Origin of the sequence: Clostridium sp. CM74B_53 (assembly GCF_036318045.1) — a bacterium.
Lineage (GTDB): Bacteria > Bacillota > Clostridia > Lachnospirales > Lachnospiraceae > Pilosibacter.
In genome coordinates this window covers 96,238-108,845 of sequence record NZ_JAWQDE010000003.1, presented here as the reverse complement: position 1 = coordinate 108,845, position 12,608 = coordinate 96,238, and the positions used below count along the sequence as shown (strand labels likewise).

16 protein-coding genes are annotated in these 12,608 nt (G+C 45.1%); 15 read left to right on the top strand and 1 reads right to left on the bottom strand.

Annotated features, from left to right (window positions below):
• Positions 1-10: 10 nt before the first annotated feature.
• From V2546_RS03460 to V2546_RS03440, 5 genes are all read left to right on the top strand, one after another.
• Positions 11-2,404, top strand: a complete 2,394-nt coding sequence (locus V2546_RS03460; RefSeq protein WP_021869628.1) for a virulence-associated E family protein — start codon at positions 11-13, stop codon at positions 2,402-2,404.
• A 222-nt stretch (positions 2,405-2,626) separates the two neighbouring features.
• On the top strand, positions 2,627-2,908 hold the full coding sequence (locus tag V2546_RS03455) for a VRR-NUC domain-containing protein (RefSeq protein WP_486463558.1): 282 nt from the start codon (positions 2,627-2,629) through the stop codon (positions 2,906-2,908).
• On the top strand, positions 2,889-4,250 hold the full coding sequence (locus tag V2546_RS03450) for an SNF2-related protein (RefSeq protein WP_021869626.1): 1,362 nt from the start codon (positions 2,889-2,891) through the stop codon (positions 4,248-4,250). Before V2546_RS03455 ends, V2546_RS03450 begins: the two co-directional genes overlap by 20 nt.
• A gap of 31 nt (positions 4,251-4,281) precedes the next feature.
• Entirely contained in the window at positions 4,282-4,713 is a 432-nt protein-coding gene (locus tag V2546_RS03445) for a hypothetical protein (protein ID WP_329751568.1), read from the top strand.
• Between the two features lie 4 nt (positions 4,714-4,717).
• A complete protein-coding gene (locus tag V2546_RS03440; protein ID WP_021869624.1) occupies positions 4,718-5,080 on the top strand; it encodes a type II toxin-antitoxin system PemK/MazF family toxin in 363 nt (120 codons plus the stop codon).
• Between the two features lie 52 nt (positions 5,081-5,132).
• Here the strand turns inward: V2546_RS03440 and V2546_RS03435 are convergent, their stop codons facing one another.
• Positions 5,133-5,432 (bottom strand): hypothetical protein, encoded by a 300-nt coding sequence (locus V2546_RS03435; protein ID WP_021869623.1) that lies wholly within the window; start codon positions 5,430-5,432, stop codon positions 5,133-5,135.
• Positions 5,433-5,740: 308 nt separating this feature from the next.
• Between V2546_RS03435 and V2546_RS03430 the strand changes: the two genes are divergently transcribed.
• The 10 genes from V2546_RS03430 to V2546_RS03385 all read left to right on the top strand — a co-directional run bounded on the left by V2546_RS03430 (position 5,741) and on the right by V2546_RS03385 (position 12,546).
• The gene (locus V2546_RS03430; protein WP_329751567.1) at positions 5,741-6,094 is read left to right on the top strand and encodes an HNH endonuclease; all 354 of its coding nucleotides are present in this window, start codon (positions 5,741-5,743) and stop codon (positions 6,092-6,094) included.
• A gap of 280 nt (positions 6,095-6,374) precedes the next feature.
• Positions 6,375-6,836: a helix-turn-helix domain-containing protein gene (locus tag V2546_RS03425; protein WP_021869621.1), complete on the top strand. Its 462-nt coding sequence runs from the start codon at positions 6,375-6,377 to the stop codon at positions 6,834-6,836.
• Positions 6,802-8,067 carry a site-specific DNA-methyltransferase gene (locus V2546_RS03420; RefSeq protein ID WP_173727931.1) on the top strand — a complete coding sequence of 422 codons (1,266 nt, stop codon included), beginning with the start codon at positions 6,802-6,804 and terminating at the stop codon, positions 8,065-8,067. Before V2546_RS03425 ends, V2546_RS03420 begins: the two co-directional genes overlap by 35 nt.
• Complete coding sequence (locus V2546_RS03415; RefSeq protein ID WP_021869619.1) at positions 8,045-9,439, top strand: DNA cytosine methyltransferase; 1,395 nt, start codon at positions 8,045-8,047, stop codon at positions 9,437-9,439. Before V2546_RS03420 ends, V2546_RS03415 begins: the two co-directional genes overlap by 23 nt.
• A 72-nt stretch (positions 9,440-9,511) precedes the next feature.
• Entirely contained in the window at positions 9,512-10,270 is a 759-nt protein-coding gene (locus tag V2546_RS03410) for a phage terminase small subunit P27 family (RefSeq protein ID WP_155176886.1), read from the top strand.
• A 162-nt stretch (positions 10,271-10,432) separates the two neighbouring features.
• Positions 10,433-11,374, top strand: a complete 942-nt coding sequence (locus V2546_RS03405) for an amidoligase family protein (protein ID WP_009320868.1) — start codon at positions 10,433-10,435, stop codon at positions 11,372-11,374.
• A gap of 83 nt (positions 11,375-11,457) precedes the next feature.
• Positions 11,458-11,961, top strand: coding sequence for a gamma-glutamylcyclotransferase family protein (locus V2546_RS03400; protein ID WP_021869617.1), 504 nt, complete (start codon positions 11,458-11,460; stop codon positions 11,959-11,961).
• Positions 11,954-12,181 (top strand): DUF4314 domain-containing protein, encoded by a 228-nt coding sequence (locus tag V2546_RS03395; protein ID WP_009320863.1) that lies wholly within the window; start codon positions 11,954-11,956, stop codon positions 12,179-12,181. The genes V2546_RS03400 and V2546_RS03395 overlap by 8 nt, the downstream gene beginning before the upstream one ends.
• A gap of 9 nt (positions 12,182-12,190) precedes the next feature.
• Entirely contained in the window at positions 12,191-12,370 is a 180-nt protein-coding gene (locus V2546_RS03390; protein WP_021869616.1) for a hypothetical protein, read from the top strand.
• A complete protein-coding gene (locus tag V2546_RS03385) occupies positions 12,370-12,546 on the top strand; it encodes a DUF5049 domain-containing protein (RefSeq protein ID WP_329751566.1) in 177 nt (58 codons plus the stop codon). The genes V2546_RS03390 and V2546_RS03385 overlap by 1 nt, the downstream gene beginning before the upstream one ends.
• Positions 12,547-12,608 lie beyond the last annotated feature (62 nt).

Below are 12,608 nucleotides of genomic sequence, written 5' to 3'. Positions count from 1 at the left end.
GGATTGCAGGATGAAACTGTATATTTCAACAGGAAATTCCCGAATGGAAAAGAAGTGGAATGGACAGGAGATGGAGTTTAGTGTGTTTTTGGAGCGTCTCTCTCATACTGTCCGTACCAGTGAAACGATGGAACAGTATCGGAAACTGAGCAAGGCAAAGCAGGATTCCATCAAGGATGTGGGTGGTTTTGTGCTTGGAAAGCTGAAGGGCGGTAGAAGAAAGAAAGCAAATGTATTATTCCGTTCTGGTCTGACATTGGATATGGACTATGCCACAGAGGATATTGCAGAGCAGATAGAGCTGTTTTTTGATTTTAGATGCCTAATCTACTCTACCCATAAACACACACCGGAGAAACCAAGGCTTCGCTTAATCATCCCATTGTCAAGAACGGTATCGCCGGATGAATATGCAGCAGTGGCAAGAAAAGTGGCAGAGGATATTGGTATGGAGTTGTTTGATGATACAACCTACGAACCAAGCCGCCTCATGTATTGGCCTTCCACCTCTGCAGATGGAGAATTCTTTTTCCGTGATATTCCGGGAACATTTTTGAATCCGGATTCTGTATTGGAAAGATATGCAGATTGGAGGGATTCTTCTTCATGGCCTGTCAGCAGCAGACAAAAAGCAGTTGTCAGCAGGGAGATGAAGAAACAGGCTGATCCGTTGTCGAAGGAAGGAATCGTAGGTGCATTCTGCCGGACTTATTCGATAGAAGAGGCAATCCGTATATTTCTGCCGGATGTATATCAGGAAAGCATGATGCCGGAGCGATTTGATTATATTCCGGCAGATTCACAGGCAGGTGTGGTGATTTATGAAGGGAAGTTTGCGTATTCCCACCATGCCACTGATCCGGCTTGTGGGAAGCTGCTGAATGCGTTTGACATTGTCCGCATCCATAAGTTTGGGGAGCAGGATGATAAGGCTGAAGAAGGAACGGATGCAGGAAAGCTGCCATCCTTTAAGGCTATGAGTGACTTTGCGGTGTCGGATGAACAGGTAAAGAGGACACTGGCAAAGGAAAGGGAGAAGGCAGCAAGTGAGGAATTCGATACTGATACCGGGGAATGGCAGACCATGCTGGACTTGGATCGTCAGGGAAAAGTAAAAGACACACTTTCCAATATTGCAACGATTATTCGATTCGATGAGAATCTACAACCTATCGTATTTAATCAGCTGAAGAATGCACTGGATGTCATCGGGGAATTGCCGTGGGTACAGGTCAAAAAAGGATGGGGTGATGCAGATATTGCCTGTGCGAAGCTGTACTTTGAAAGGGTGTATGGGATTTGGTCACCTACCAAATTCAAAGATGCTCTGCTTGCAGTAGTGTCTTCCGAAAGACTTTATCATCCGGTCAAGGAGTATTTTTCCACGTTATCCTGGGATGGATGTAGCAGGATTGACAGTCTGCTGATTGACTATATGGGAGCAGAAAACACACCGTATGTCCGTGCAGTTACAAGAAAAACTCTGGTAGCGGCGGTAGCCCGTATTTATGAGCCGGGTATAAAGTTTGATTCCGTGTTGGTTTTAAACGGTCCGCAGGGGTGTGGTAAGTCTACGTTCTTTGCAAAACTGGGAAAAGAGTGGTATTCGGATTCCCTTACGATTTCTGATATGAAGGATGGAAAAACTGCTGCGGAGAAGCTTCAGGGGTATTGGCTTTTGGAATTGGGAGAGCTTGCGGGTATCAAAAAGGTAGATGTGGAAACCGTAAAATCTTTTGTTACCCGGACGGATGATAAATACAGGCAGTCATATGGAACAACGGTAGAGAGTCATCCGAGGGAATGTGTGATTGTGGGAAGTACAAACTCAGAAGGCGGCTTTCTGCGTGATGTTACCGGAAACAGACGCTTTTGGCCTGTGCATGTAACCGGAAAAGGGAAGCATCGTGGATGGGATTTAACTCCTGAGACGGTAGACCAGATTTGGGCAGAAGCGATTTCCATTTATAAAGATGGAGAAGAGTTGTATCTGAAAGGAAAGGAAGCTGCAGAGGCTTATGTGGCACAGCAGGAAGCAATGGAGTCTGATGAAAGAGAAGGCATTGTGGAGGATTACCTGGAGCGATTACTTCCGGCAGACTGGGACACAATGGATTTGTATCAGAGACGTTCTTATCTTGGTGGTGGAGAGTTTGAAGCAGAAGGAAGAACCGGAACGGTAGTCAGAGAGAGATTCTGTTTAATGGAAGTCTGGTGTGAATGCTTTGGGAAGGAGCGTCAGAATTTCCGAAAGACAGATTCTTATGAGTTAGAATCCATTATTCAAAAAATTGGTGGCTGGAAGAAGTATGAAGGGAATTCCTCCGGCAAAATGCGTATCCCCGGTTATGGTGTACAGAGGGTGTTTGTCAGAGTGAAAAAGGAAACCGCAGGAAACAAATGATGGGTTTCCGTGGGGGATTGGTAAGACGGTAGGCAACAGATGTTGGAAACAGCCATGAAGTCAGCAGGCAAAAGGGCTGTGTCGGTGCTGTTTCCAATGTTTCCACTTATATTTAATAAATGAAAATAAGTATAAGAGGACACGGATACACCCGTATATACGCATATGGGAGAATAGATGTTTTTGAAAGTGGAAACAGCAGAGGGAAACGGAGATGAGGTTTTGCGAGAATGTGTAATTGAAAAGGCTCTGGTAAAAGAGGCAAAGAGCAGGGGCGGCATGGCGGTAAAGTTCGTGTCTCCCGGTTTCGATGGGGTGCCTGACCGTCTCGTTCTGCTTCCTGGTGGGAAGTGTGCATTTGTGGAATTAAAGGCACCGGGAAAAAAGCTGCGACCGTTACAGGCAAAACGAAAACATCAGCTGGAAGCCTTGGGGTTTTCCGTATATGTGATAGATGGATTGGAACAGATCGGAGGTGTGCTGCATGGAATTCAGACCACATAAATATCAGGAATATGCCAGGGAGTTTATTATCGGGCATCCGGTATGTGCTTTGATTTTGGATATGGGACTTGGAAAGACAGTTATTACCCTTACTGCTTTGTGGGAACTGGCACTTGATTACTTTGAGGTAGGAAAGGTTCTGGTCATTGCACCATTCCGTGTGGCACGGGATACTTGGAAGGAAGAACTGGAAAAATGGGATCACTTGAAAGGACTGTCGGTGTCAGTGGTAGTCGGTTCTGAAAAAGAACGATTGGATGCTTTGGAAAAAAAGGCAAGCGTGTATGTAATCAACCGTGAAAATGTGGTGTGGCTTTGTGAGAAGCATCACTGGGATTTTGACATGATTGTGATTGATGAATTATCTTCTTTCAAATCTTATCAGGCGAAAAGGTTCAAAGCACTAAGACGATACCGGCCGAAGGCAATTCGTGTGGTTGGTCTGACCGGAACACCGGGAAATCTTATGGATTTATGGGCTGAGATTGGAATTCTTGATATGGGGCAGAGGCTTGGAAGATATATTGGAGCTTATCGTGACAGGTTCTTTCTGCCGGATAAGCGAAACAGGAATATCATTTATTCCTATAAACCGAGGGATGGTGCGGAAGAAGCAATCTACAATTTGATTTCTGATATCTGCATTTCCATGAAGGCCGAGGATTACCTTTCTATGCCGGAGTGCCTTTATCATCGGGTGGAGGTTCGGATGGATGAAAAAGAAGAGAAGCTGTACCGTCAGATGGAAAAGGATATGCTTCTGCCATTTGAAGATGGGGACGTGGATGCGGTCAATGCAGCTGCTCTTTCCGGGAAATTACTGCAGATGGCAAATGGAGCAGTCTATGATGAGAACCACAAAGTCCGCCATATCCACGATAAGAAACTGGATGCTTTGGAGGATTTAATCGAGGCAGCGAATGGAAAGCCTGTGTTAGTGGCTTACTGGTATCAGCATGATTTGGATAGAATTGTTGAACGGTTTAAAGCTGTTCCATTAAAAGCAGCAGGTGACATCCGCAAATGGAAAGAAGGAAAAATCCCGGTGGCAGCAATCCATCCGGCATCGGCAGGACATGGTCTGAACATACAGGACGGAGGCCACATTCTGATTTGGTTCGGACTTACCTGGTCTTTGGAACTGTATATGCAGTGCAATGCCAGACTGTGGAGACAGGGACAGAGGGAAACAGTAATGATTTACCATATCATCAACAAAGGAACATTGGACGAAGATGCCATGCGGTCATTGGAACAGAAGGACTGTGGGCAGTCGGCTATCATAGATGCAGTAAAGGCAAGGATTGGAGGTGTGAACGGTGCGAGCAGAAAGGATGATTAAGGAATATCCGAATTTGAAAAGGGAACTATCGGTGTTGGAATTTCAGTTAAGCCGATGTGAGGGAATTGATTATGACACCGTCATATCTTCCCTTACTTTCTCTAAGCCGGAAGGGGAAAGAGTACAGACAAGCGGTGTTTCGGATGTGACTGCAAGAGCAGCACTTGCATACCGTAAGGTGGCAGACAGGATGAGTGATGAATGGTTATCTTATCTTGCCGGACAGTACGGACAGATAAAAGAGGAACTGGATTTTTTTGAACATGCTGTACGTGGACTTTCCGGGAAATTACCGGAAATTGTATGGGATATGGCTGTGGAGCGTTTCACTTGGGAAGAACTGATGATGAAATATCATATCAGCCATACAATGGTGGCGAAATACCGGAAGAAAGCTATAAAGGAATTGGATGCGCTGTATGAGGAGAGGGACAGGCAGACGGAAAGTTTTATTTTGAGGTGAGGCAGTGAGACGAGGCGAGGTTTATTTTGTGGATTTTGGAAAAGACAAAACGACACATAAACAGTGTGGCATTCGGCCGGCAGTGATTGTGAGTAATAACCGGGGAAATGGTCATGGACCAACAGTAACGGTTGTTCCGCTTACAGGCAACATACATAAGAGACCTGAAATGCCAACCCATGTGCAGATACCGCTTTCAAGCTGTATTGGACTGAAAAGACCGAGCATGGCATTGGCTGAACAGGTCGATACTGTAGATAAGATAAAAGTAAAAGATAAAATCGGGGAAATACATGATAATCTTCTGATGGAGCAGATCACGGTTGCCCTTCAGATACAGATAGGGGTTTTTGAAGAATATAACTGATACCGGGTGGGATTGTGTGTCCCACCCTTAAATTATGCAACAGTTCGTTTCGTTAATCTTCATCTTTCATTTCTGGAATATGGCAGGAGCCAAGAAGCAGTTCTTTGCAGTCTGAAAAGCCGAGCATATAGGCAAGTTCTCCATAGCGTACCCAATTGGCACTGCGTTCATTGACATACTGGTCGATTAAACGCATCGTTTCTTCCGGCAGATTAAGAGATGCCAGTTTGGCAGCATATTCATCTGCTTTTTCTTTTGTCTGCATAAACGAAGTATCCTCTTTTGTAATCTTGTGCAATGCTTCTCCCATTCGGGTATCCATCAGTTGATAAAGTACGGATTTGTTATCCATGTAATCGCTCCTTTCACCATGAGGTCATATTAACTCTGAATTGGTAAGTTATCAACCATAAAGATAGCATTACCGAATATTTAAAAGTTACCCCCTTTTGCTGCTTTGGTGGTGTACTAAAGGTGTACTAAGTGTGTACCGTCCGGTGTACTGACATGGAGTATTTTTCGTGGTATATTGTAGGCGTGAAAGATTAGAGGTGGACTGAATCCTGTGTGGTTTGGTCTTTTTTTCTGTCTTTTACATTGGTATGGGTACGGGCTTTATCCTTTCACCGTACCCGGTACATAAGAAAGGAGCGTGGTGCTATGCCGAGGAAACCAAAGAAACCATGTAAGCATCCCGGCTGTCCGAAGCTGGTGGAGGGAATGTACTGTGAAGAACACGCTTTGCTGCATGGGCAGGAGCAAGGGGATTCAGCAGTGCGAGGGTATGACAGCAAGTGGAGAAAGGCAAGAGAAAGGTTTCTTAAATGCCATCCTCTTTGTGTTCAGTGTCAGAGGGAAGGAAGGCTTGTAAAAGCGACTGTGGTTGACCACATCAAACCGCATCGGGGTAATCCGATTTTGTTTTGGGATGAAAGGAACTGGCAGCCGCTTTGCAAGCACCACCATGATGTGAAGACAATGACCGAGGACAGGTATCAGGAATATAAATATTGATTGTGTATCATACACAAGGGTGGGGGTATCAAATCTCCACAATCCTGTGCAGGATTGACCGCCGCCCCCTCAAACGTGAATTTTCGCAGAATTAAGCAGGGGGGATAGTCTGGTGGTGTGATATTTTTCGCAGAATGTGTTTAAATGCAAGGGGAATCCGTCAGAGAGTTTCGATAAAAAGTATAGAAAAACCGTGTTTTTAATGGGTAAAAAGGCGCAAAAAGAGGTGCTTTTTTACCCATTTTTTTATGCCCGTTTGAATGGAAGGATGTGAAAGGATATGACGGAGCAGCAGGCAAAGCAGATAAGGGAAATGAGGGAGCAGGGGATTGGTTACCGTTCCATTGCTCTTACAGTAGGGCTGTCCCGTGATATTGTGAGGAACTTCTGTAAAAGCAGAGGGCTTTCCGGTTATGGTTCGGCACTGACAAAAAACATACAGGAACAGGTCATGCTTGGGAAAGCGTGTCTGTACTGCGGTAAGGAAATGAAACAGCTGGATACCGGAAGACCAAAGAAGTTCTGCTCAGATAAATGCAGACGGGAATGGTGGAAAGGACACCCGGAACGAATCAACAGAAAAGAAAGTGCCATGTACCCTGCGGTGTGTGTGCGTTGCGGTAAAGAGTTCTTAAGCTACGGTAACAGGAAAAGGAAGTATTGCAGTCATGACTGCTACATTAAAGCAAGATTTTGGGAGGTAGAAGATGAAGACAGCGAAGCTATCAGTTCTGCCGATTAAGGACTTAAATCCGGCAGAGTACAATCCCCGTAAAAGATTAAAGCCGGGGGACAAGGAGTATGAAAAGATTAAGCATTCTATTGAAGAATTTGGATTTGCTGACCCTGTAGTGGTTAATTCCGATATGACAATTATCGGAGGTCACCAGAGGGTAACAGTAGCAGCTGCACTTGGTTATACGGAAGTACCGTGTGCGATTGTGGAAGTCAGCAAAACTCAGGAAAAGGCACTCAACATTGCGTTGAATAAGATTTCAGGCGAATGGAATCAGGAACTGTTGGCAGATTTGATTCAGGACTTGCAGGACTCGGATTTTGATGTCGGGTTTACAGGATTTGAACCGCCGGAGATTGAACAGCTTTTTTCAAAGGTACATGACAAAAAGGTAAAAGAAGATGATTTCAATGTAGAAGCAGAATTGAAAAAACCAACAGTGGCACAGACAGGTGATGTGTGGCTCCTGGGCAAACACCGTGTTATCTGTGGCGATTCTATTTTGCCGGAAACATACAACATCCTTATGGATGGAAGGAAAGCAAATCTGATTCTGACAGATCCACCGTACAATGTAGATGTGGAGGAGACTGCCGGAAAGATTAAGAATGACAATATGGCGGATGAAGATTTTTACAAATTCCTCTTTGCTGCCTTTGTGAATATGGAACAGAACATGGAGGACGATGCTTCTATCTATGTATTCCATGCGGATACCGAGGGATTGAATTTCAGAAAGGCGTTTGCGGATGCCGGGTTCAAATTATCGGGATGCTGTATTTGGAAAAAGAATGCACTGGTGCTTGGACGCAGTCCTTATCAGTGGCAGCATGAACCGTGTCTGTTCGGATGGAAGAAAGGCGGTAAGCATCAGTGGTATTCCGACAGGAAGCAGACCACCATTTGGGAATATGACCGTCCGAAGGCATCCAAAGACCATCCGACCATGAAGCCGATTGCTCTGATGGCATACCCGGTACAGAATTCTTCCATGATGGGATGTGTGGTTCTGGACCCGTTTCTTGGTTCCGGTTCGACACTTATGGCTTGTGAACAGACAGGGCGTATTTGCTATGGTGTGGAACTGGAAGAGAAATTTGTGGATGTCATCGTCAACCGCTATATGGAGATGAAAGGCTCTGCGGATGAAGTTTTTGTTATCAGAAATAATGTGAAAATTCCATATTGGGATTTAGGGAAGGAAGGTGAAGCCAATGCAACAGCTGACCTTCCTTGATTTATGTTCAGGCATAGGAGGTTTCAGACTTGGTCTGGAATCTGCCGGCCATAAGTGTATCGGTTATTGTGAATATGACAGATTTGCGAGGGCTTCCTATGAAGCAATGTACGACACGGAAGGAGAGTGGAAAGCAGATGATGTCACAAAACTTAAATCAGAAGATGTCCCCTATGCAGACATCTGGTGTTTCGGATTCCCATGCCAGGATATCTCCGTTGCAGGAAAACAGCGGGGACTTGTCGGAGAGCGAAGTGGGATATATTACAACATTATTGACCTCATCAAAGGCAAAGAAGAAAGTGATAAGCCCACATACCTTCTTGTTGAGAACGTTAAGAACCTGTTATCAATTAATTCAGGCTTCGACTTTGCCAGCGTTCTGTCTGAAATGGACGAAGCGGGGTATGACTGTCGGTGGCAGGTGCTTAATTCAAAAGACTTCGGAGTCCCCCAAAACAGGGAGCGTGTGTTCATTATCGCAAATCTTAGAAGCCGAGGTGGACGAGAAATATTACCTCTCTGCGGAGAAAACGCAGCAACTCTTAACCAACTTGTAGGTGGGATGCAGGGATACCGTGTATATGGCACGGATGGCATATCAGCTACCCTCGTTGGAAATGCTGGAGGTGTGGGCGCCAAGACAGGCTTGTATCTTATGGGTAATCTGAATCCGAGTGGTCACGGTCAGGGTGGAAATGTCTATCATGAAGACGGAATTGCACCAACGGTTACTGTAAACAAAGGCTGTGGCACGAGAATATTTATTGATCAGAGCAATCATGCTCCAAAGCTGACGGAAAATGCCAGATGCATAACTGCAAGGTATACTTCCGGGATGGTAAATCATACTGCAATGAATTCTGCAGTTATGGAAGTGCATCCGGTTCTGACACCAGAACGTATGGAGAAAAGGCAGAATGGCAGACGGATGAAAGAAGATGGAGAGCCGATGTTTACGCTTACCTCACAGGACAGACATGGTGTGTTTGTGTGTGAGAAAGTGCAGCAGAATGAGGAAACCATGCTTCGTGTCAGAAATGGTACAAAACAGGGGTATGACGAAGCACACGTTGGTGATGGTATCAGCCTTGCATATCCTGAGAGTGATACCAGAAGGGGAAGGGTTGGAAAAGGCTGTTCCCAGACATTAGATTGCTCCGGGCAAATGGGGACTCTTATGAAGTGCGGAAGAATCCGCAGGCTCACTCCGAGAGAGTGTTTCCGTCTGCAAGGTTTCCCGGATGTTTTATTTGATAAAGCAGCATCTGTTAATTCGGATGCACAGCTTTACAAACAGGCAGGGAATGCGGTGACCGCTACTGTGGCATTTGCGGTGGCAATGTCACTGCCGGAATCACGGGAAAATTAGTGAATAAATAACTTGCTATTTCCTCCATTCAGAGTGATATATGTAGTACCAAATTGAATGGAGGAAAAGCAAATGAAGGTAAAAACAACAGCAGAAAACAGAAAAGACGTTGTGAAAGCGATGGAGGAAATCCTTAATGTAAAAGCAAAATATCAGGGACCACCATCTTTTGGATACAAGGTCGGGGAGTATACAGTGGATCGTGATGGCAACGTGGAACACGAATCCGAGGAGGCAGCACTTACCATGCAGAATGAATTAGTAGCGAGAGGTTTTGCTGAAGGCGAAACAGACAGACTTAACATTGGGATTCCGATAGAGGGATTCACAGCAGAGGGTATTAAAAACCTCATTTACATGATTCACAGCAAACAGTACCTTTTGGAAAAAGCAGTTGGAAAAGAGGTATTCAGAATTTCCGATAAGCTGGTAGAGAGACTGGATGCGGAAGAAAACATACCGCTTGAGCAAGTGATACAGATTGCGGAAGAAGAAAGTATAGAGGGGCTTGCCTTTGGGGAGGACAGAATATTTTTCTGCGGATTTCCGCTGAACGAGGATGAAGCGAGAGCCTATGCTGAATTGGCAGCTTGTATGGCAAAGACGGCAAAGGAAGCAAAGCGAGTAAGTCCAAAGGCTACCATCGAAGAAAATGAAAAATATTACATGAGAGTCTGGCTTGTCAGAATTGGTCTTGGAGGTAAGGACGGAAAGGACACGAGGAAGGTATTTCTTTCCAGACTGAAAGGGCATACCGCATTCCGAACCGAGGAAGATAAGGAAAAATGGAAAGAACGAAACAGTAAGAAATCCACCGAACCTGCTGAATAGCAGAGGGGTGGATTTTGCCATAAAATACACAATTTCATATGGATATGAGCAGTAAATATTTGTGTACATTATGCCTCCGAATTAACTGGATAATATGTGCTTTTAGAGCGAATATGTACCTACCGAAAGGGAAAACAAACAGCCGAAAGGAAGGTACATAGAATGAACGAAAAAACAAGAATCCAAATTGAGGAAATGAAAAAACAGACCATTGGGGTTGAGGTGGAGATGTACAACATCACAAGGGAAAAGGCAGCGAGAACGATTGCAGAGTATTTTCATACCGAAGGAACGGTAAAGTACATTGGAGGAAGCTACAGCGCATGGGCATGCAAGGACAATAAGGGAAGAGAATGGAAAATCACAAGAGATTCAAGCATTCAGGCAGCTTCCGATGACGAGAAGGCAGAACTTGGAACACCGATTCTTACCTACGAGGACATTCCAGATTTGCAGGAGATTTTAAGACAGCTGAGACATAAGGGAGCAAAAAGCGACCCTGCCCATATGTGCGGAGTACACATTCACATCGGACTGAATGGCCACACTCCAAAGAGCCTCAGAAACCTTGCGAACATCATGGCAAGCCACGAAAGCCTTTTGATTTCCGCAATGAGACTTGACCGAAACCGAATCAACAGATACTGTAGAACGGTTGACCCTTCCTTCCTTGAAAGGCTGAACAGAAGAAAGCCAAAGACAATGGAACAGCTTGCAGACATTTGGTACGAAGGAGTATGGGGCAGCAGAAATCAGCATTACAACGATTCAAGATACAGAATGCTGAATTACCACGCTTGCTTCACACATAAAACCATCGAGTTCAGATGCTTCCAATTTGCCAACGCTGGCAACGGAAGAAAGGGCGGTTTACACGCAGGAGAACTTAAGAGTTACATACAGCTTTGCCTCGCACTCAGCCAGATGGCGAAAACGGTAGCGAGTGCCAGCCCGAAACAGCCACAGGTTGAAAATCCAAAATACGCAATGAGAACATGGCTTTTGAGACTCGGCTTCATCGGAGATGAATTTGCAACAGCAAGAGACATCCTTACCAAAAACCTTGAAGGGGATACAGCCTTCAGACACGGCAGAGCAGCTTGAAGGATTCAGCTTTGAGGCCACCGACCGCTTCGGCGGTCTTAAGGTGGTAGAAGGGAAGAACCCTTCAGAAAGGATGGACGAATATGAATAAATATTATTTAGCCTATGGCAGCAACCTGTCAATGGCACAAATGGCACAGAGATGTCCCGATGCAGTATATGTGGGGACAGCAGAACTTAAGGATTATCAGCTTCTTTTCAAAGGAAGCCAGTCAGGAAGTTATCTGACGGTTGAGCCAAAGAAGGGAAGTACGGTTCCGGTTTTGGTTTGGCGGATTAGTGAAAGGGATGAACATTACCTCGACCGCTACGAAGGTTGCCCATCATTTTATTACAAGAAAATGATAAGGGTGGAAATACAACCCTTTATTGGCGAGAAGGTAAACGGTGGAACGGAAGCAATTATTTATATCATGCATGAGGACAGACCGCTCGGATGCCCGACAAAGCATTATTATGATGTTTGCCTTGAGGGGTACTGCCGATTTGGATTTAAACAGACGGTTCTTGAACAGGCTCTTTACGACAGCGTTGGAAAAAGAGTCGGACAGCATTTACTGAAGGAGGTCGGATATTATTATGAGTAGCATGAGATTTCCAAGCAGAGAAGAAGTGGAGAAGGTGCGGAATGAGTATCCTAAAGGATGCCGTGTGGTTCTTGAGCGGATGGATGATATGCAAGCACCGCCAATTGGAACGGAAGGAACAGTAAGGGGTGTGGATGACACAGGTTCCATAATGGTTAAATGGGATAACGGCAGCAGTCTTCATGTAGTTTATGGGGAAGACCGATGCAGAAAAATTTAGGAGGCAGATATGGAGCAGATAACAACCATTTGCTACGGGAAAAAGGATACATGGCAGTCAAGGGAGGAGGCACAAGCCTTCTTCCTGAAAGCGATGGCAGGTTCGGAAGGAAGCGAGCAGGAGAGATGTGCCACCATATATACACAGCTTTGTCTGGGAATGACTGAGTGCAGGGATGAGGTGGACTGATGACAGAAAAAATAAAAGAGCAGATACTTGCTGTCAGGGCTACGGGGCGGACCAATATGTTTGACACCAATATGGTTCAGGTAATTGCAAACGAGATGAAGTTTTATGAACTTGTGATTTTCGTTGAGGAACACAAGGGAGATTATGCAAAATTCATACTAACAGGCGAGTGTTAATATAACCAATTTATACAGCAAAGGATTCCTACGGGAGTCCTTTTTTTGATGCCATGAAACGG